Origin of the sequence: Neobacillus phoenicis (genome assembly GCF_047302305.1) — a bacterium.
Taxonomy (GTDB): Bacteria; Bacillota; Bacilli; order Bacillales; family Cytobacillaceae; genus Neobacillus.
The window spans coordinates 4,606,909-4,626,527 of the sequence record NZ_CP154847.1 but is presented as its reverse complement, the minus strand read 5'-3'; the positions used below and the strand labels follow the sequence as shown (position 1 = coordinate 4,626,527).

17 protein-coding genes are annotated in these 19,619 nt (G+C 37.6%); 7 read left to right on the top strand and 10 right to left on the bottom strand.

The genetic code is table 11. The annotated features are described in order from the left end of the window. The first annotated feature begins 141 nt into the window (after positions 1-141). From AA0X95_RS23680 to AA0X95_RS23670, 3 genes are all read left to right on the top strand, one after another. On the top strand, positions 142-2,172 hold the full coding sequence (locus tag AA0X95_RS23680) for a transglycosylase domain-containing protein (RefSeq protein ID WP_413302312.1): 2,031 nt from the start codon (positions 142-144) through the stop codon (positions 2,170-2,172). A 404-nt stretch (positions 2,173-2,576) separates the two neighbouring features. Then, positions 2,577-4,334 carry an ABC transporter ATP-binding protein gene (locus AA0X95_RS23675; RefSeq protein WP_413302310.1) on the top strand — a complete coding sequence of 586 codons (1,758 nt, stop codon included), beginning with the start codon at positions 2,577-2,579 and terminating at the stop codon, positions 4,332-4,334. Next, the gene (locus AA0X95_RS23670) at positions 4,331-6,346 is read left to right on the top strand and encodes an ABC transporter ATP-binding protein (protein ID WP_413302307.1); all 2,016 of its coding nucleotides are present in this window, start codon (positions 4,331-4,333) and stop codon (positions 6,344-6,346) included. The genes AA0X95_RS23675 and AA0X95_RS23670 overlap by 4 nt, the downstream gene beginning before the upstream one ends. Before the next feature lie 722 nt (positions 6,347-7,068). On the opposite strand, the gene AA0X95_RS23665 is transcribed toward AA0X95_RS23670, so the two are convergent. Further along, on the bottom strand, positions 7,069-7,689 hold the full coding sequence (locus AA0X95_RS23665) for an NAD(P)-dependent oxidoreductase (RefSeq protein ID WP_413302304.1): 621 nt from the start codon (positions 7,687-7,689) through the stop codon (positions 7,069-7,071). A 293-nt stretch (positions 7,690-7,982) separates the two neighbouring features. Here AA0X95_RS23665 and fumC point away from each other — a divergent pair, with 293 nt between their 5' ends. Continuing rightward, complete coding sequence (gene fumC, locus AA0X95_RS23660; protein WP_413302301.1) at positions 7,983-9,362, top strand: class II fumarate hydratase; 1,380 nt, start codon at positions 7,983-7,985, stop codon at positions 9,360-9,362. A 73-nt stretch (positions 9,363-9,435) separates the two neighbouring features. Here fumC and AA0X95_RS23655 read toward each other — a convergent pair whose 3' ends face one another. Then, positions 9,436-9,639 (bottom strand): alpha/beta-type small acid-soluble spore protein, encoded by a 204-nt coding sequence (locus AA0X95_RS23655; RefSeq protein WP_026566044.1) that lies wholly within the window; start codon positions 9,637-9,639, stop codon positions 9,436-9,438. A 322-nt stretch (positions 9,640-9,961) separates the two neighbouring features. Between AA0X95_RS23655 and AA0X95_RS23650 the strand changes: the two genes are divergently transcribed. Continuing rightward, on the top strand, positions 9,962-10,135 hold the full coding sequence (locus tag AA0X95_RS23650) for a hypothetical protein (RefSeq protein WP_309866058.1): 174 nt from the start codon (positions 9,962-9,964) through the stop codon (positions 10,133-10,135). Between the two features lie 39 nt (positions 10,136-10,174). Here AA0X95_RS23650 and AA0X95_RS23645 read toward each other — a convergent pair whose 3' ends face one another. From AA0X95_RS23645 to AA0X95_RS23610, 8 genes are all read right to left on the bottom strand, one after another. Further along, positions 10,175-11,275: an ABC transporter ATP-binding protein gene (locus tag AA0X95_RS23645; protein ID WP_413302297.1), complete on the bottom strand. Its 1,101-nt coding sequence runs from the start codon at positions 11,273-11,275 to the stop codon at positions 10,175-10,177. Positions 11,276-11,380: 105 nt separating this feature from the next. Continuing rightward, positions 11,381-12,289 carry a PucR family transcriptional regulator gene (locus AA0X95_RS23640; RefSeq protein WP_413302294.1) on the bottom strand — a complete coding sequence of 303 codons (909 nt, stop codon included), beginning with the start codon at positions 12,287-12,289 and terminating at the stop codon, positions 11,381-11,383. 275 nt (positions 12,290-12,564) lie between these two features. Then, positions 12,565-12,756 carry a hypothetical protein gene (locus AA0X95_RS23635; RefSeq protein ID WP_413302291.1) on the bottom strand — a complete coding sequence of 64 codons (192 nt, stop codon included), beginning with the start codon at positions 12,754-12,756 and terminating at the stop codon, positions 12,565-12,567. A gap of 63 nt (positions 12,757-12,819) precedes the next feature. After that, on the bottom strand, positions 12,820-13,029 hold the full coding sequence (locus AA0X95_RS23630; protein WP_413302288.1) for a YheE family protein: 210 nt from the start codon (positions 13,027-13,029) through the stop codon (positions 12,820-12,822). A 78-nt stretch (positions 13,030-13,107) separates the two neighbouring features. Next, positions 13,108-14,148 carry a YheC/YheD family protein gene (locus AA0X95_RS23625; protein WP_413302285.1) on the bottom strand — a complete coding sequence of 347 codons (1,041 nt, stop codon included), beginning with the start codon at positions 14,146-14,148 and terminating at the stop codon, positions 13,108-13,110. After that, positions 14,145-15,509 carry a YheC/YheD family protein gene (locus AA0X95_RS23620; protein WP_413302283.1) on the bottom strand — a complete coding sequence of 455 codons (1,365 nt, stop codon included), beginning with the start codon at positions 15,507-15,509 and terminating at the stop codon, positions 14,145-14,147. The genes AA0X95_RS23625 and AA0X95_RS23620 overlap by 4 nt, the downstream gene beginning before the upstream one ends. Next, positions 15,487-16,590: a YheC/YheD family protein gene (locus AA0X95_RS23615; protein ID WP_413302280.1), complete on the bottom strand. Its 1,104-nt coding sequence runs from the start codon at positions 16,588-16,590 to the stop codon at positions 15,487-15,489. The genes AA0X95_RS23620 and AA0X95_RS23615 overlap by 23 nt, the downstream gene beginning before the upstream one ends. Further along, a complete protein-coding gene (locus AA0X95_RS23610; RefSeq protein WP_413302277.1) occupies positions 16,587-17,972 on the bottom strand; it encodes a YheC/YheD family protein in 1,386 nt (461 codons plus the stop codon). Before AA0X95_RS23610 ends, AA0X95_RS23615 begins: the two co-directional genes overlap by 4 nt. Positions 17,973-18,123: 151 nt before the next feature. On the opposite strand from AA0X95_RS23610, the gene AA0X95_RS23605 reads away from it, so the two are divergent. Together AA0X95_RS23605 and AA0X95_RS23600 are read left to right on the top strand one after the other, a co-directional pair. Then, positions 18,124-18,471, top strand: coding sequence for a YlbF family regulator (locus AA0X95_RS23605; RefSeq protein WP_413302274.1), 348 nt, complete (start codon positions 18,124-18,126; stop codon positions 18,469-18,471). 147 nt (positions 18,472-18,618) lie between these two features. Beyond that, complete coding sequence (locus tag AA0X95_RS23600) at positions 18,619-19,488, top strand: Cof-type HAD-IIB family hydrolase (protein WP_413302271.1); 870 nt, start codon at positions 18,619-18,621, stop codon at positions 19,486-19,488. Positions 19,489-19,619 lie beyond the last annotated feature (131 nt).

Here is a 19,619-nt window from a genome sequence, read left to right as displayed (position 1 = left end):
GCACGCCCGCGGAAAGCGAAGCACCTGGAGCGGAAATCAACAGACTTGTTAAACACAGCTTATTTTTTAGAAACCGTCATAAAAATGAAGCAATCATCGAAAATTATACCTGTCATAATTTACAGAGAAGGAAGTCATCAAATGATACTCAAAGATATTTTTAAGAACTGGAAAAAGTGGCATCTGCTTCAATTTATCGTCTTATTTGTTTTGATAATAATCCTGAGCTTTTTTGGACTGATTTCCTATTTTGCAAACAGTGCAGATATTTCAAAATTGAAAAATGAGCTTCCACAGCCAACCGTTTTTTATGATGTTAACGGGAAAGTGGCAAGTAAAGTTTCAGCTAATAAGAATGAAGGAGTTCCTATCAAGGAAGTTCCCGTGTCAATGAAAAATGCTGTTGTTGCCATCGAGGATCATCGATACTATCAACATAATGGTGTCGATCTGATAGGTACCTCGAGAGCTCTCTTCCGGGATCTTAAAGCAGGCGGAATGGTTGAAGGGGGTAGCACAATTACCCAACAATTAACAAAAAACACACTACTTACATCTGAAAAAACATTGAACAGAAAAATACAGGAAGTTTTCTTATCCCTTGCGGTTGAAAGAAAATATTCAAAACAAGAAATCCTCCAAATGTATTTAAATCAAATATATTTTGGAAATGGAGCATATGGAATTAAACAAGCAGCGAGTAAATATTTTGCTAAAGAGGTGAAAGATTTAACAGTTAGTGAATCTGCATTACTTGCAGGCTTAATTAAAGCTCCTTCTGCTTTAAATCCGTATGACCACATGAAAAGTGCAACGGAACGTCGTAATATCGTCTTATTACAAATGAAAAAACAAGGATACATTTCGAGTAAGCAATATGAACAAGCATTACATGAGGAAGTAGTTTTAAATGATAAGGGTGGAGATCCGTTTCGTGGCAAATTCCCTTATTATGTTGATCAAGTGTTAGAAGAAGCGATTAAACAATATGGTTTATCACAAGATGATTTATTAACAGGGGGATACCGAATTTACACGGAGCTTGATCCCAAAGTGCAAGCAGTTATGGAGAAGACTTATGAAAATGATACTTTCTTCCCTAAAGGAAACGATCGTTTTGTTCAAAGTGGAGGGGTTATCGTTGATCCAAAAACTGGCGGTGTGAGGGCACTTGTTGGTGGAAGAGGAGAACACACTTTCAGAGGCTATAATCGTGCGACACAATTGGAAGCACAGCCAGGTTCTTCATTTAAGCCTTTAGCAGTCTATACTCCTGCACTTGAAGAAGGCTGGAAAATTACTGATATGTTAAAGGATGAGCCTATGAAGTTCGGAAGTTATCAGCCGAGCAATTATGACCATCAATATGAAGGCGAAGTACCTATGTATGAGGCAGTAAAAGAATCAAAAAATGTTTCTGCGGTCTGGCTTCTAAATCAATTAGGGATTCAAAAAGGGTTGGATTCAATCAAAAAGTTTGGCATTTCCTTGGATAAAGCTGATCGTAATTTATCACTTGCTCTTGGTGGATTGCATAAGGGTGTTTCACCTCTCAATATGGCGGAAGCCTTTTCGGTGTTCCCTAACAATGGCGTCCGTATAGAAGCACATGTAATCAAAAAAATTGTTGATGCAGATGGTCAGGTTGTTGCTGAGTGGAAAGAAAAGAAAGTGAAAGTGACAACAAAATCAGTTACGGATAATATGACAACCATGCTCCTGGGTGTAGTTGAACAAGGAACAGGAAAAGCGGCTCAAATACCTGGTAGGGAAACAGCAGGGAAAACAGGTTCTACTCAGGTGCCAATTAAAGGGATCAATGGTCTGAAAGATCAATGGTTCGTTGGCTATACCCCTCAATTAGTTGGAGCGTTTTGGGTTGGCTATGACAAAACAGATGCCAGCCATTATATAACTCCAACAAGCGGTACTGGTTCAGCGGTGTTATTCCGTGAAGTGATGACAGATGCACTTAGCAACCAACCTAATCAAAGCTTTAAAGTTACCCATATTTCTACTTTAATTGAGAAGAAGAAGAAAGAAGAAGAGAGTAAACGGGGAATCCAAGAGAAGTTTAATAATGAAGTCCAAAAATGGGAAGATAAATGGAATAAACAAAAAGAAAAGTGGGATAAAAAGAACAAGCATAAAGGAAAAGGTAAGGGGCATTAATCAGAAATTTAAATGATTCTGAAAAATGGGAATTGACTTTAAAAAGCGTCGATGATAATCTAACAAAGAAGAAAAAAAGGAAATGGAGGGTTACAACATGAAAAAGAACAATTTAAATTCAACAACTGAATATGTGAATGTAACCTTACCATCAAACGTTATTTGTTAATTATTTTCTGTTTGACCTGATTAAACCAAACACAGGTTGCGTTTACTTCGCTGCGCAACTTGTGTTTTTTTGTCCCATTTTAAAGGAGGCATACTGCACCATTTGCAGTATGCCTTTTTTTATAAATATTAATCTATAGGAGGAATGAACGATGTTAATCATTTCAGAAGTGAGACTAGCACACACAATAAAGGAGACAGAAGGCGGATAGTTTATCAAAAGGAGGAAATCGAAAATGTTTTCGGTATTAAAAAAATTAAGCTGGTTCTTTAAAGAGAATTGGAAACGATATGTGGTTGCTGTTACGCTATTGATTTTAGTAGGTCTTCTAGACGTAATACCGCCAAAAATAATTGGTATGGCAATCGATGACATTCATATCGGTGTAATGAATAAAGAAAAAATCTTACGCTATCTTACGATTCTTCTAGTCATCATGGTAAGCTCTTATGCAATTACCTATATATGGATGTATCAGTTGTTTGGGGGAGCCTTTTTAGTTGAGCGAAAGCTAAGGTCCCGATTTATGAACCATTTGTTAAAGATGACACCAGCATTTTATGAAAAAAACCGTACAGGTGATTTAATGGCACGTGCTACTAATGACCTAAAGGCCATTTCGATTACAGCTGGATTTGGAATATTAACTCTTGTTGATTCGAGTGTCTGGATGTTGACTCTGCTTATCACTATGGGAGTTATGATTAGTTGGAAGCTAACATTAGCCGCCATTATTCCACTCCCCATAATGGCACTATTGATGAAAATGTATGGAAAAAGATTGCATACTCGCTTTATGGAAGCCCAAGATTCTTTTGGTGAGCTTAATGACAGTGTCCTGGAATCAATCGCTGGAGTAAGGGTGATTCGGGCTTATGTTCAAGAAAAGGCTGATTGTGAGCGATTCCACCAATTAACGGAAGATGTGTATGAAAAAAATATCAGAGTAGCAAAGATTGATTCATTGTTTGATCCAACCATTAAAGTGCTTGTTGGAATTAGTTATTTAATTGGACTTGGGTTTGGAGCCTATCTAGTTTTCCACCAATCGATTACATTAGGAAATCTTGTTTCTTTTAATGTTTACTTAGGAATGCTAATTTGGCCGATGTTTGCAATAGGAGAGTTAATTAATGTCATGCAGCGTGGAAATGCCTCGCTGGATCGTGTTAATGAGACGCTCAGTTACAAAGAGGATGTGGAAAATCCAGTTCAAGCGGTTGAAGTATCAAAACCTAGTCGGATTGACTATAAAGAGGTTACGTTCCGTTATCCATCTTCTAAGGAAGCTAATCTTATCAATGTAAATGTTCAGCTGTTCCAAGGGCAAACACTAGGAATCGTTGGAAAAACAGGTAGCGGAAAGACCACTTTTATTAAACAATTATTACGGCAATACCCGTTAGGGGCAGGGGAGTTGTCCATATCCGATGTTTCGTTAGAGCAACAAACGCTTAACCAGATTCGCCATTGGATAGGCTATGTGCCTCAGGATCATGTACTTTTTTCAAAAAGCGTGAAAGAAAATATCCTTTTTGGAAGAAGAGAGGCGAGTGAGCAAGATTTAGAAACTGCCATAGATTTAGCAGCCTTTCGTAAAGACTTAGATATGCTTCCTGATGGTCTAAATACTCTTGTTGGTGAAAAAGGAGTGGCTTTATCTGGTGGGCAAAAACAAAGGATTTCCATTGCGAGGGCATTAATTAGAAATCCAGAAATTCTTATCCTAGATGATTCCTTGTCAGCGGTAGATGCAAAAACCGAAAAAAGAATCATAGAGAATATACGTAAAGTAAGAAAAGAAAAAACGACTATTATTACTACTCATCGAATGTCAGCAGTACAGCATGCCGATCATATTTTAGTCTTGGATGAAGGCCGGATTATCGAAGAAGGAACACATGAACAGCTTTTAGAAAAAGACGGGTGGTATAAGGAGCAATTTTTACGCCAGCAGATTGAAAGTAAAGTAGAGAGTGAGGTGTCAGCATGACAACGGGACGTCGTTTAGTTAATTATGCTATGGGATATAAGAAGATTATTTTTGCTGCTTTGTTTATGCTGACCATCTCGGTTGTAACTGATCTGGCTGGACCATTTATTGCAAAGAATATAATTGATCAGCATATTTTAGGGATTGAATCCACCTGGTATGAAACAAAAGCAGGCACAAAGGCTGTCAAATATAATGGGAAATATTATATAAGAGAAAAATACCACACTGACAATCAAGAAAAAGGGAAACCAATTCGTATTTTGCAGGTGAATTCAACATTTGTATTTGTAGACCAAAAGCTTGAATTTGATGGAAAAAGAAGCTTAAAGGGAGAATTGCTTACTATTCAAAAAGGGAGCAAAAAGGCTGAATATCAAGCGACTATCCTGAATGGCTCAGAACTATTAGCATTTTATCAGCCAGAAATTCCAAGTATTTTTCAATTATTAGCTCTCTATTTTGGTCTTTTAGTACTTTCAGCTATTTTTCAATATGGTGAACGCTATTTTTTGAAAAAATCAGCCAACCGTATTATTCAAAAGATGCGTGAGGATGTTTTTGGGCAGATTCAACGATTACCTATTCAATACTTTGATACCCTTCCAGCTGGTAAAGTGGTGGCACGTATTACAAATGATACAGAAGCCATCAGAGAGCTTTACGTCACGGTTTTAGCTACATTCTTTACAAGTGCCATTTATATTACAGGTATTTATGCAGCCTTGTTCATCCTGAACGTGAAGCTTGCAGCGATTTGTTTATTGTTATTACCTATCCTATATGCATGGACAATTCTTTACAGAAAGTATGCTTCTAAATATAACCGTGTCATACGATCTCGAAATAGTGATATAAATGCGATGATTAATGAATCTATCCAGGGAATGAGTATCATTCAAGCATTTAGTAAAGAAAGGGATACAAAAGAAGATTTTGAAAAGCTTAACCATGAGCATTTTCACTATCAAAATAAATTATTAAGCTTGAATAGCTTAACCTCACATAATTTAGTCGGGATTTTAAGGAATTTAGTATTTGTGGCATTCATCTGGTATTTTGGTGCACAAGCACTGCTCCCAGCCAACGTTATTTCCTTAGGGATGTTATATGCTTTTGTTGATTACATTAACCGTTTGTTCCAGCCAGTTCAAGGGATTGTCAATCAGTTAGCAAACTTAGAACAGGCATTAGTTGCAGGAGAACGGGTATTTAAATTAATGGATGAATCTGGGGAAGATGTTAGCAAGGAGAGGACTGACCGCTTTAAAGGAAATGTAAAGTTCGATCATGTTTCTTTTGGGTATAAAGAAGGTGAATATGTATTAAGAGGCATTGATTTCGAGGCAACCCAAGGTGAAACGATTGCCCTAGTAGGTCATACAGGTTCCGGAAAAAGCTCCATTATGAACTTACTATTCCGCTTTTATGATGTTCAGAAAGGGCAGATAACTATAGATGGGAAGGATATTAAGACTATTCCTCGCCAAACTATTAGGAATCATATGGGGATTGTCCTACAGGACCCTTATTTGTTTACTGGAACTATTGCTTCAAACGTAAGCCTAAACGATCCTTACATTTCAAGGGAAACGGTGGAAAAAGCGCTTAGAGATGTTGGTGCGGATAAAGTATTTAGAAATCTAGAACATGGTTTTGATGAACCAGTGATTGAAAAGGGAAGCACTCTCTCAAGTGGACAGCGGCAGTTAATATCCTTTGCCAGGGCATTAGCATTTAATCCCGCCATTCTTATCCTTGATGAGGCGACTTCAAGTATTGATACTGAAACGGAAGCACTCATTCAAGAAGCAATGGATGTCCTTAAGAAGGGAAGAACAACCTTTATCATTGCGCATCGTCTATCAACCATTCGAAATGCCGATCAGATTCTTGTATTAGATCGAGGGGTCATTGTGGAAAAAGGGAACCATGATGAGTTGATGGCAAGTAAAGGGAAATATTATCAGATGTATCAACTTCAACAGGGAAGTTCGGAATTAGCAGGATAACATAAGTAAAGGGGGAGTAACCAAGTCAGTTTCTCCTCAGGCTGTCGAAAAACCATCGATATCCTTTTTTTATTCAATTTCATTAATAAATCACCGCGTTAACTTGTTAGAATAATATTTGTTTTTTAACAAGTCTGTTGATTGGCGCTCCAGGCACTTCGCTTTCCGCGGGCGTGCCGGGGAGCCTCCTCGTCGCTGCGCTCCTGCGGGGTCTCCCCTGCCCCGTACTCCCGCAGGAGTCTTCGTGCCTTCCGCGCCAATCAACAGGTGTGTCCAAATAAAGCCCTTCTATTCAATGTCTAAGCCGAAAGAGTCTAGACATGAATATGAATTTGTTTCTAAAGGTGAATTAGTTCCATATAATCACCTATTACGCTTGATTGAACTTCTCGTTTCTACTGCGGAAAGCGAGTGTTCGGTGCGGAAATCAACAGACCGTATAGCAGGTACAAGTAGTTATTAATAAATCAGTAATTTAGATTTAAACAAAAAATATAAAAATTGCTGAGGAAATACCTTTTCTCGTGAATCTGAGGAGTAACCAAATTTGGTTACTCCTCTTTTACTTAATCAGAAAGTATAAAAATCGACTTTGAGAATTGTCCAGCTCCAGCGCCTAGCTCCTCGGATCAAATAACCTTCTGCAATAAAAGTTCAAAGAGCGACTTTTCTTGCAGAAGAACATTTGCCTGTAGGGGCTGACCAAGGCGCTTGCGCTTTTCTTAATAGGTAAGTCCAACTCGTGCTCCAATAAATTCATTGGAAAAAAGCTGCTGAAAGGTGAAATCCCCGGTGTCATAAATCGAGATGGAAGATGGATTCTCCGGAAGGAAGTCCTGTTCATACCTGTACTGTCCTACCCTTTCTCCTAAGGGTAAATAAGTAGGGCAGATAATGGTCCAATCAAGGCCGGAATCCTTGAGTAATAAGTATGCCTTCAGATGTTCTTCTGCATCCCGAGTGCTCTTTCGCTTGGACTCAGAAGATTGAAAGCGGTAGAGATGTGGAGCAGAACGTGCTTGAAGAATCCCAGCAGTACCAACTGTGATTATTCGCTTAATTCCATGGTGCTTCATTTGTTTAATAATTAGTGGCATCGATTCTGAAAGAGTTGTACTTTTATCTGTATTCAATGCACTTATAACCACGGTACTTCCCATCATGGTTAAGGCAAGATCCTTCTCATTTAAAACATTTCCTTCCCTCACAGTAAAGCCGTCAGACGTTACTTGTAATTTAGATTGGTCTCTAACGAGTACTTTTACAGATAACTTGTTTTCCAGGGCATTCTCCAGAATTACAGATCCAACTCTACCTGTTGCACCTAAAAGGCAAATGTTCACAAAAAATTCACTCCTTATTCACTAAAGTGTAACTTCTATCACTTGTTCAACCGGATTTCTATGATAACTTAAAAATGTTTAGGTATGTAAATTATTATGTAAGGTGGGATGGATATGGGTGAGTATTCAGTTGTACTATTAATTGGTAGTTTTTTAATTCTTTCTTATTATATCGGATATACGATTTATAAAGCATAGGCTGCGAACTAAATGTTCGCAGTTTTTTTTATGATAATAAACTGGGTAAAATTGGGTATACATAATGGAAGAGTAAATATAGAGGGGTGAAGGTAATGGAGGATTTCCGAATAGAAAAGGATACACTTGGTGAAGTGCGGGTCCCGGTTGAAAAGTTATGGGGGGCTCAAACACAAAGGAGCAAAGAAAATTTTAAAATTGGTAACGAGAAAATGCCACTAGAACAAATCTATGGGCTCACTTTTATTAAAAAAGCAGCAGCAATGGTCAACTTTAGGTTAGGAAAGCTTATCGAGGCAAAACAAAAAGCAGTTAGTTATGTATGTGATGAAATACTTAAAGGCACTTATGATGAACATTTTCCATTGGTTGTTTGGCAAACAGGTAGCGGAACTCAATCCAACATGAACGTTAATGAGGTAATAGCTCATCTTGGGAACAAGTGGTTAGAAGAGAACGGAATCCTAGAGAAAATACACCCAAATGATGATGTTAACATGTCACAAAGTTCAAACGATACTTTCCCTGCAGCCATGCATATTGCTGCTTATTTGATGATTACCGAGATGCTTTTACCGACTATAATTGAACTGAAAAATACATTAATAGAGAAAGAACAAGCTTTTGCAAAGATCGTTAAGATTGGCAGAACCCATTTACAAGACGCAACCCCATTAACATTAGGGCAAGAGATTAGTGGATGGAGATTCATGCTTGAGAAAAACGAAAAGATGATTAAGGAAGCAAATCAATATTTGCTTGACTTAGCAGTAGGAGGTACCGCAGTAGGTACGGGAATTAATGCAGACCCTCAATTTGGTCAGTTGGTAGCTGAGCAGCTAACACAACTAACAGGATATTCATTCCGTTCGTCAGAAAATAAATTCCATGCCTTAACTAGTCACGATGAAATTGTATTTGTCCATGGAGCTTTAAAAGCTTTAGCAGCCGACTTAATGAAAATTGCCAATGATGTCCGGTGGCTGGCAAGTGGGCCACGAAGTGGTATAGGGGAGATCAGCATTCCAGCCAATGAGCCAGGGAGTTCGATTATGCCTGGAAAAGTAAATCCTACTCAGAGTGAAGCCTTAACTATGATTGCATGCCAAATATTTGGTAATGATGCAACAATTGGCTTTGCAGCAAGCCAAGGGAATTTCGAATTAAATGTATTTAAGCCAGTAATTATCTATAATGTAATCCAATCCATCAGGCTGCTGAGCGATGGGCTTCGATCCTTTAACAAAAATTGCGTGGTTGGGCTAGAAGCAAATGAAGTTGCTATAAAGGAACATGTAGAGCGATCACTTATGCTAGTTACCGCTTTAAACCCTCATATCGGCTATGAAAAGGCGGCAGAAATAGCCAAGCTTGCCTTTAATGAAAATAGCTCCTTAAGAGAAGCTGCAATTAGAACAGGCTATGTCACTGAAGAACAGTTTGAGGAATGGATGAAACCTGAAAATATGGTTTAAAATAACGTGAAAGCCCTCTCCAGAAAGGAGAGGGCTTAGCCATATTATTAATTTGTTTTGGTTTTACAAAAAATTAGCGTTGGAATCCGCCAAGTTGAGATTCAGCCATTGCTACAAGACGCTTAGTGATTTCTCCACCTACAGATCCGTTTGCACGTGAAGTAGTATCAGCACCAAGGTTTACACCAAATTCAGATGCGATTTCATACTTCATTTGACTTAATGCTTGTTCTACGCCTGGTACTAAAAGTTGATTAGAGTTGTTGTTACTTGCCATAGTTGAATAACACTCCTCTTAATAATTTTGGGGTCAGTATGGAATTGAACCATATAATTGCCACCTTAGGCCTAACCCATATTAGAAATGTTTGTTTGTTTCATCAACTGCTGTGTTTGTGTTGCTTTGTAATGTTTATTATGAATCATTCTTAAGGACTTATTCGAAATATTAATTAGTAATTTATTCCACTACATAGGGTGATTAATCTAACGCAAACTAAGATTAATTCATAATCAAAAGGGTGAAGCATATGTCGATCTGCCCGGTGTGTAATGGCTTAAGGGATGTTTATTTACTGTGTTCAAAATGTGGAAATCCAATGATGGAAAGTGGGAGGCTAAGTGATTATTACGATGATTATAGCCCGTATATGGAGATAGATTTAATGAAAATGGAAGATGGGTACCCCGATTCCCATTCTGGACAGAAATGCCCTCATCTATACCGGTGTCCAGTTTGTGATAACGATGAACTTATTTTCATAAAAGAATAAGAGGCTGACCCTAATGAGTCAGCCTCCTGATATATAACATTATGGACGAATTCTAACTTCTGTTTCTGCATCAAAGAAATGAGCTTTATTTAAATCGAAAGCTAGATCTACTGTATCGCCAGGGTGAACATCTGCACGAGAATCCAGGCGAGCTACAAAGTCTTGGTCACCAAGACTTGAGTAAACCATTAACTCTGCTCCTGTTAATTCAGCTACATCGATTGTTGCAGAGATTTTTGTACCAGCAGATGCATCAATGAAAACTGGCTCATCATGAATATCTTCTGGGCGAACCCCAAGGGTAATTGACTTCCCTACATAGCCCTGTTCACGAAGGAATTTCATTTTTCCTTCTGGAACAGCAATTGTATTTTTTCCAATAACAAACTTACCGTCTTCAAGCTTACCATTAAAGAAGTTCATAGCAGGAGAACCGATAAATCCACCTACGAACACATTTTCAGGTTTTTCATACACTTCTTTTGGTGAACCTACTTGCTGAATGATTCCGTCTTTCATAACAACTAGTCTTGTTGCCATTGTCATTGCTTCTGTTTGGTCGTGAGTAACGTAAATAGTTGTTGTATCTAAACGGCGGTGTAACTTTGCAATTTCGGCACGCATTTGTACACGAAGCTTTGCATCAAGGTTTGATAATGGTTCGTCCATTAAGAATACTTTCGCATCACGTACAATCGCACGACCTAAAGCAACACGCTGACGCTGACCACCTGAAAGAGCTTTTGGTTTACGAGTTAAGTAAGCTTCTAATCCTAGAATTTTTGCTGCTTCTTTGACACGACGGTCGATTTCATCTTTAGGGAATTTACGTAGCTTTAAACCGAACGCCATGTTATCATATACAGTCATGTGTGGATAAAGAGCGTAGTTCTGGAAAACCATCGCAATGTCACGATCCTTTGGAGCTACGTCGTTAACTCTTTTTCCATCAATGAAAAAATCACCTTTAGAGATATCTTCAAGTCCTGCAATCATTCGAAGTGTAGTTGATTTACCACAACCAGATGGTCCAACGAATACGATAAATTCCTTGTCTTCAATGTGTAAATTGAAATCTTGAACTGCGGTTACTTTGTTATCATAAATTTTATAAATATGGTCTAATTTAAGTTCTGCCACTAGTGATTCCTCCTAGTACTATTGATAAACCTAGTTTACAGGTAAAATGAATAATTCAGAATAGACAAGTTGCACAAAGATGAAAACGCTTTTTTAGGCACATTGTTAAGATTTTTGGTTTTGTTCAAAAAGGAGGCAGGCTAAGAAAACCGTAAAGGCACCATAAAAATCCTTTAAACCTATCCCTGTTTTATCGTGAAATTTATCGATACGATATTGGAGCGTATTCCTGTGAATATACAATTTTTTTGCCGTCAAACTCGCATTTAAATTGCTTTCTAGAAAAACTTTTATAGTCGAGAACAAGTCTTGGTCTTCAGTAAATACATCTGAGATTCCTTGAATGCCTCTATTCTTCAATTCAATTGGCAAGTGGGCAGCTAAATACGCTGGGAAAATATGCTCAAAAGCAAAGATATCTTGTGTTCCTAAATAGGACATTCCAAAAGAAAAATATTCCTTCTCCTGAAGAAATCTTAACCGGAGCTGTTCTGAAATGGGGTGGAATTTCCCAATAAAGAAAGAGGTTTTTACATAAAAATCACTTTCCAATGTTTCAGACATAGATATTAATTCATCTTCTGATAAAGATACCTGTTTCTTTTCTTCAATGACAATTCCACGCCTGCTGCTTTCCCAAATGATACTGACTTCTTTTGTGAAAAATCCTTTTAATGCTGATTCCATTTCAATTTGGCTTGCATCATTCTTGTTAAGATTAAATTGAATCAAACGAAAATGAGAATCAGAAGGGTATTTTGGGGGTGGTCCGTCTAACAATAAAAAATCATACCAACCATTCGTAGACGACGAGCTAATGGAAGGTTGTTCCTCCACTATCGTATAGATAGTTTTTAATAAAGTTAATTCTTTTTCGCTAACCTCAGTCTTAGGAATCCCAATCCATTCATTCTCCGCATCATGATAAAAAACATATAAATGTTCAGGGGATGTCTCTGGATTTTCAGTATACAGAATGGAATTTTCATAAAGTAACAATAATTTTTTCAACATAGTATAGTTCCCTTTATTTAAATTTTTTCTCTATTCATTCCTTCTATTATATCAAAGGGAGCTGGACAATAAAAAAGCTGAACCTAATTAAATGTCAGGTCAGCTTTTTCTTTCATTTAATGAGAATGTATAAAATTCGACTTCGAGAATTGTCCAGCTCCAGCGCCTAGCCCCTCGGGTCAAATAACCTTCTGCAATAAAAGTCAAAGAGCGACTTTTCTTGCAGAAGAACATTTGCCTGTCGGGGCTGAACAAGGCGCTTGCGCTTTTCTAATTTATTCGCACTCATATGGTGGTTGTTCTTCAGGGAGTTCACGTGCTTCTTCAATATTGGTTGATTCATAGCGAGAATGCACGGACCCACCTGAGAGCCCCTCATTAATCATCCGGTCTACATCAACAAATGCCTGATCTCGACCTTCATAGGCAGAACCCTGGTCTGCTGGATTCTTTTTTCTTCCTTTCATTTTCACCAATCCCTTCCACATTTCTAACAATAGTTTATGGAAAGGAAACATTTTCATACAGAATTATTCGTACACATGATAAAGCATTAACTCATGAATTTGGCTCGTTAGGGACTCAATCTCTTCTTGTTCTGGAGTCATTGTCGTCCATTCTATCTTTCCTGTCTGATGATATATACCAGAATATCTTTGTTTTTTATAGTAAAAGGAAAAATTCCAACCAGGAATATTCTTGTTTTCAAATAACGGTTTGAACTGAAAGTGCATAATCAAGCTAATAGCCCCCATTCATTAAAGTTCCCTTAATTATAGATTACCTCTATTGAATGAGTATTTAAATAAAATTTTCTGTTAGTTTTTTATCAACTGGAGAAATAGGCGGCAAAGCTGTTCTATTTTTCTATCTTCAATATGGATTTCATCGAAACTCATCGGCTTAGAGTTTACCTCATAAATATAATACTCACCATCTTCACTGATGCAGGCATCAATAGAAAATTCACCAAAATAGCCAAACCTGGTTGACAATGCGCTACCAATAAAAGGGACAATCAGTTGAAAGAATTGATCATGTTCATCTGATTGCAGTAACTTATATGGAAGGAGTTTTCCTCCTGATGGTATATGCGTGGTAATGATTTGTTTGTAGGATTGCCTAATGCCAACCCCAGTAAGGATATAGTTATCATATTCTGCGTGGGCTAAAATACGAAAATCATAACGAGCCCCTTCATGTTTCGCAGATTGTATTTCTTCCTGTGCCAAATAGTTTTTTTCTAGCAGTTTTTTACCCCATTGTTCCCAAAAGTCGTCGAAGGAACTTAAGTTTTCTGTCATTTGGACGGAATCAAGCTGAAGCTGTTCCGAGTCAATCCGTTTTAAGCGAAAGATGCCTTTACCCTTAGCAGATTGTGCTGGTTTTAAATAAATGCTTGTATGTTTGTTTAAGAATAAAGCCAATTCATTCTTGTGATTGACCTGCATAGTTTGTGGAAGGTAGCCGCGAAGGACATCATGATTTTTAAATAGCTCATAGAGCTCATACTTATCAATAAAACAAGGATTAAAATACGGAATTTTTTTTTCTTTTAACCTAGAAAAAAATCTTTGGCTTGATAATTCTTGTTCTGATTTTCGAAAGGGAATACGATTATAAACCAGATCTGGATATGGGAATGTTTCTTTTCTCCAGCATTTTTTATCAGGGGAGTAGGAATAGCCAATGATTTGTTCTTCATCTGCATCTTCAGGAGTAAAAACAAAGCTTATTCCGTTTAATGAAATAAGCTTTTTTTGTAATTTTATAAAAAGGAGTCCATTACCTGCTAACGTTCCATTTGCTTTCTTTGCAGTCATAATTCCAATCAGTGGACGTTCATTTTTAGAAATCATTTGAACAGTTCCTCAGGGTGTAATAAGGATTGTTCGGTAAGGAAAACGGCAAATGCAATGGAAAGCTTACTAGTTAGCAAATCAAACTCCTTTAATTCAGGATGACTGAAAATGGAACGGCCTGGTTTTGAATTTGCTTCAAAAAGCCAAACCTCTCCATTCCGATCAATCCCTAAATCAAATCCAATCTCACCAATTATTCCTTCTATTACTTGATCAAGGGCAGAACTGAGCATCAGAGCGGCGGTAGACAACTTTTCTGTGTATAAATTGCATTCTTCTTTCGGAAAAATCTCTTCCATTGTTTTAATTTCTCCGCCACTCCTAGTATGCGTTGTCACGCTGCCCGGCCCAGCAATTTTTGCAGCAATCGCAGTCATATGCCACTTCCCAAATTCGTCTTTATTCGTATGAACACGAAAGTCTATAGAGCGCTGTTCGTTTCTGAGCAAGTGAATTCCTTGTTGAACTATCATGTTTTCAAGGGATTGATTCGCAAAAACAGAGTTGAATAGTTTTTCAATAGTAGAGAATTTACGCAAGCGGTTTGTTCCTTCTCTGTCCTGGTATCGAATATAATAATCGTCTGTAAATTTGTCATAGATAATTTGATGAATACCTAACCCTAGACTACCATTTTTGGGCTTTATAAAAATATGACCATATTTGGATAACATGGTTTCAATAATAGAAAAAGAGATAAAAGGAAAGGTTTCAGGAAGATAGCTTGTCACAGATGTGTCCTGTTGAAGACGCTCGTAAATATCAAGCTTATTAAAGAATCCTGGATTATACCACGGAATGAGATATTCCTTTTGCAATCTCTCCCTAACCATAATTAGTTTAGGATTTCCTTCACTTCTCCGATTGGGAAGGCGGTCGTAAATTACATTTGGAAATGGCACATCCACTGTTTCCCATGAATGTTGCTGATAAAAATACCCCTCAATTGTTCCTTGTTTCCAATTAATATGCTGTTCTCCAAAGACAAAAGGCAGGGCACCTACGGTTTTATTAACAGAGAGCAGTTTTGCAAAAAAAGTCGTTCTGTCACCCATTGGAAGTAATGGGTCAGTTGTAAAACCTGCCGTAAATATGCCCACAAGTGGACCAATAGAAAGGATCTGATTGTCTATGAACGCATGAAGGGGAACCTTAAAGGAGGGAAGCTGAATGGCTTTTTGTATTCTCCGACTCATTACGATTGTCTCTTCATTGTCTGGATGTGGAAGGAAATCCACCTCCACAGACTTTGAACCAAAGGCAATATTTTTTAATTGTTTGTCTCGTAGGATAGCCGGTGGACAAAAAACAACCATTTGGTCATTTTCAACTACCTCAATGAGATAATGTTTTCTCATAATAAATCTTCCTTTCTGTTTCTTCCGACTGAGAAAGGTATTTTCCATAAAGAAGGGGAGCGCGCGAGAGTATCTCCTGGGCATCTGGTTGGGTTTGTAAAAGAACCTTTCTTCCTGGTTTTGAATTCATATCAAGAATCCATAGACCACCATTTTTTGCTAATCCTATATCCACTCCAATTTCAAATAAAGGCATAAATTCTTGCTCTAAAATGGGTGGGAGGTTCGTGAGAATATAATTTAATTCTTGGTGGATATACTCAGCAGTTATAGTTGGTATCGTTTTTAGCCAGGTATTAAAAGAGATTACCGAACCACCGGCACTTAAGTTGGATAAAAGCCCTCCTGTACTGCCTACACGAACTCCTCTGCCGCGTTCAACCCAACTCCCTTTTTCATTTTTTTGAAGGAGAACCCTTATATCGAAAGGCTGCAATTCATTATTGGATAACTCTAGATATGGTTGTAGTAGATACTTATGCTTTTTTAGCAATGTGTTTAGCCAAAGAAGAAGCTTTGTTTCATTTGGAAAAATCCGCGTAATAATCTCTTTGTTTTTTTCTGTTTTTACTTGATAGCTTTTTTCATTCTTCTTTAAGTAATAAATACCGTACCCTTGTGACCCGTTAACAGGCTTTAAAATTATTCTCTGCATGGAAGATAATTTTTGTATGATGATGGATGGTTCAGATACGGCTTGACTTACAGGAAGGTAGGAAGATAGAAGTGTTTCTTTCAATGAATGAAATAAGTCGAGTTTATTTGGTAAACCATATCCTAAAAAAGAAATATCCTGTCTAGTTTTTAGCCAGGAGACAATTGGCATGCATTGTTTGGAATGGTCATCATCTCCGTAAAAACATCGATCATAAATAATGGTTGGAATCGGACATTCACAGTCTACCCAAGATTGGTCCATTGGTTGATATTTTCTCCCGCTAACCATTAGTGTGTGTGGATCAATCAGGGATGGAGAGAAACGGAAAACCTCCATTTGGCATTCTTTAGCATGACGAGCTATATCGTTAATATAAGATTGTTCACTATCCATAGTTAAAGTCATTATCCCAATTGTAATCAAGTAAAATCCTCCTTCACTCCCGCAAAGTCAAAAGCAAGTTCAGTGCAAAATTGAATGATTGCTTTGGCAGACGGTCTAATTTTTCCTAATCCATCCTCGAAGTTCTTGGAAGGCTTAGAATTTACTTCAATTAACCACGGTTTACCAGCTTGATCTATTCCTATATCAATTCCAAGTTCACCAAACAATCCTTCAGTATGACGGCTAATGACCGAAGCTGTCTCAATGGCTAATTCCTTCATAAGGGCAATAGCCTCTACCGCCTTTTTATGAGTCATCCCATTCTGTAAAGCAAATATAGGTCTGGTAATGGTTCCGCCTCTTGCGATATTGGACACAAATTCCTGTTCTGCTGCAATTCGCGCCACTGTTGAAGTTACCTTCCAATAGTCATTTAAGTTTTTATGGCAAAGGACTCTAAAGTCCACTGCACAAGAGTTGTGGGTGAATAAGTCAATGCCCTGCTGAATAATATAGATGCGATTATAAAGTAAGGGCTTTAAAAGTTGATAAATCTCGTCAATGGTATACTGTGCTAATAAATCTTTTAACTGAACGGATAAGGAGCTTTGAAGTGTATAGAAGTTTTCTTCCGTATTTTTGCTGATTTTAATAATGTTTCTTCCTTGACTTCCATGGATAGGCTTTAGGAATATCGACTGATATTTTTTAGCAAATTCGTTCAGATGTTCTTTAGAAAAGATCTTGGTTTCCGGAATAAATGGTGTAAGCTGTTGCTCTTCCCTTACATGTTCATAAATCTCCCACTTGGAGAGAAATCGGTCATTAAATAAAGGTATCATCAATTGTTCAAGTCTTTGGCGAAACTCTAGATAGGACTTCTGTTTCTCAAGTCTTCTAGAGTGTATTCGGTTATAAATTACATTTGGTAAAGGTAATTTAGCTAAGGTCCATTTGCCATTTTCAAAATAATAGCCTTGGCCCATAAGCTGATCATAAGTAAACACGTAAAAGAAACCACCACGCTCAGTCACTTCCTGATGCAGCTCTTCACAGAAGGTATGGATGGAACGAAAATGAATGTCACTAGTGTTAGTGGAAGGTAAATCGGTTAATAAACCAATGATAGGTCCAAGGGACAACTCTTGATTGTCCGGTTGATACATGCTTTGGAGTGTAAACTTTCTAATTGGAAGACAAAATTCTTTAAGAGTGGATTCAGATAAATATAATTCGTTCACTGTTCCGGCGATTTGTTGCACGCACATTGTTACTGTTCTTTGTCCGATTGTAACTTTTATACGCTGCCCTTGATTTACTTGTAATTGAGCAACCAATGAAACTGACATTTGTAAAAAGTACTTGTTTTCATTATCTATTTTTGTTGGAATCATCGTAATGGGGATTAACGGAACTGACATACACACTCCTCATTTACTTCGCTTCTGGGTATTTGCTGATATAGTATGGTATGTCAAATCAATTGGTATGGTGATTTGAACATTCTCGCGTTTATCGGAATAGTTTGTTATAGTTGTTAGGAATTGTTATTCAAAAAAGGAGTGAACTAGAGTGGCAGTGAATTTACATGATACGGCTTATGCTTTAGAAACAGCAATCCGCCAAAGTGCTGAGTATACTCAATTACAGGAGGCATATAAAGAAGTTAACGCTGATCCTCAAGCAAAGCAGATGTTTGATCAATTCCGTCAAATTCAAATGAACTTATCCCAAAAGCAAATGATGGGCCAAGATATTTCTGAGCAAGAGATTCAACAGGCACAGTCTACAGTTGCACTCGTTCAGCAAAATCCCAAAATTGCTAACCTAATGCAGGCAGAACAACGGATGAGTATGATTATTGGTGAACTAAATCAAATCATAATGAAACCATTAGAGGATTTATACGGAAAAATGTAAGCTCCTCACCCATTGACCTTCGGCTTGAACCGAGGGTCTTTTTCTATCCATCAGTGAGCCCCCTATTTTTTTTGCACTGTTCTATTCAGGAGTGAAAAGTCATAAAAGTGTAATAAGGTAATTTCACCAAGGACAGGGGGCAAATTAATGATTTATCGCTTACTTGCGTTAAATATTGATGGTACGCTTCTTCAAACGAATGGAAAAATTCATAAATCCACAAAAGAAGCTATTGAGTATGTACAACAAAAGGGCATTTATGTCACGCTTGTCACTTCACGTAGTTTTCCTTCAGCAAAAAAGGTTGCCAAAGTGTTAAAAATAAAATCACCACTTATTACTCATCAAGGTGCTTTCATTGCTAGCTCTGCCGAAAAACCAGTGTATGTACAAAGGATCAATGAGGATATTACTTATGATACAGTCCGTTTTTTAGAGGCATTGCCATGCCAAATTCGTTTGGTTCATGAACAATTTTCATTAGCCAATAAATTCAAACTAAACAATCAGTTGTTAGCAAAAACCATCTTCACTTCAGGTGATCCCATGTTTTATTCACAGCAGTTTGTATCTTCTCTAAGTGAATACCTACATGACCAACCAGTTACACCACCAAAGATAGAGGTGTATTTTGAAAGCAAGAAGGATCTCCTTGATGCGAAGACAGCATTGGGTAAAATGTTTAATGAAATTGATATCATTGAACTAGATTCACTGCGTTTAGACATCGTTCCTGCTGGTGTCTCAAAGCTAGACGGATTAACCTACTTAGGAAGTCAATTAGGAATTCGTTTAGGTGAAATGGTTTATATTGGCGATGGAGCCGATGATATTTCATTGATTGAGGCGGTTGGTCTCGGGGTTTCAATGTGGAATGCCGATTACGAAGTGAAAAAAGCTTCGGATTGGGTAACTAGATCGGAAAATGAAAATGGTGTAGCTTATATGGTAAAAGAACATTTTCGAAAACAACAGCCAATTGAGTTTTTAAGAAAAATGAAGATAATCAAAAACTAACTTGAAAAAATATCATTGGCTACTAGCCTTTGATATTTTTTATTTTAGTTCTATAAAATTGTACTTGTTGATTTCCGCTCCAGGCACTTCGCTTTCCGCGGGCGTGCCGGGGAGCCTCCTCGTCGCTACGC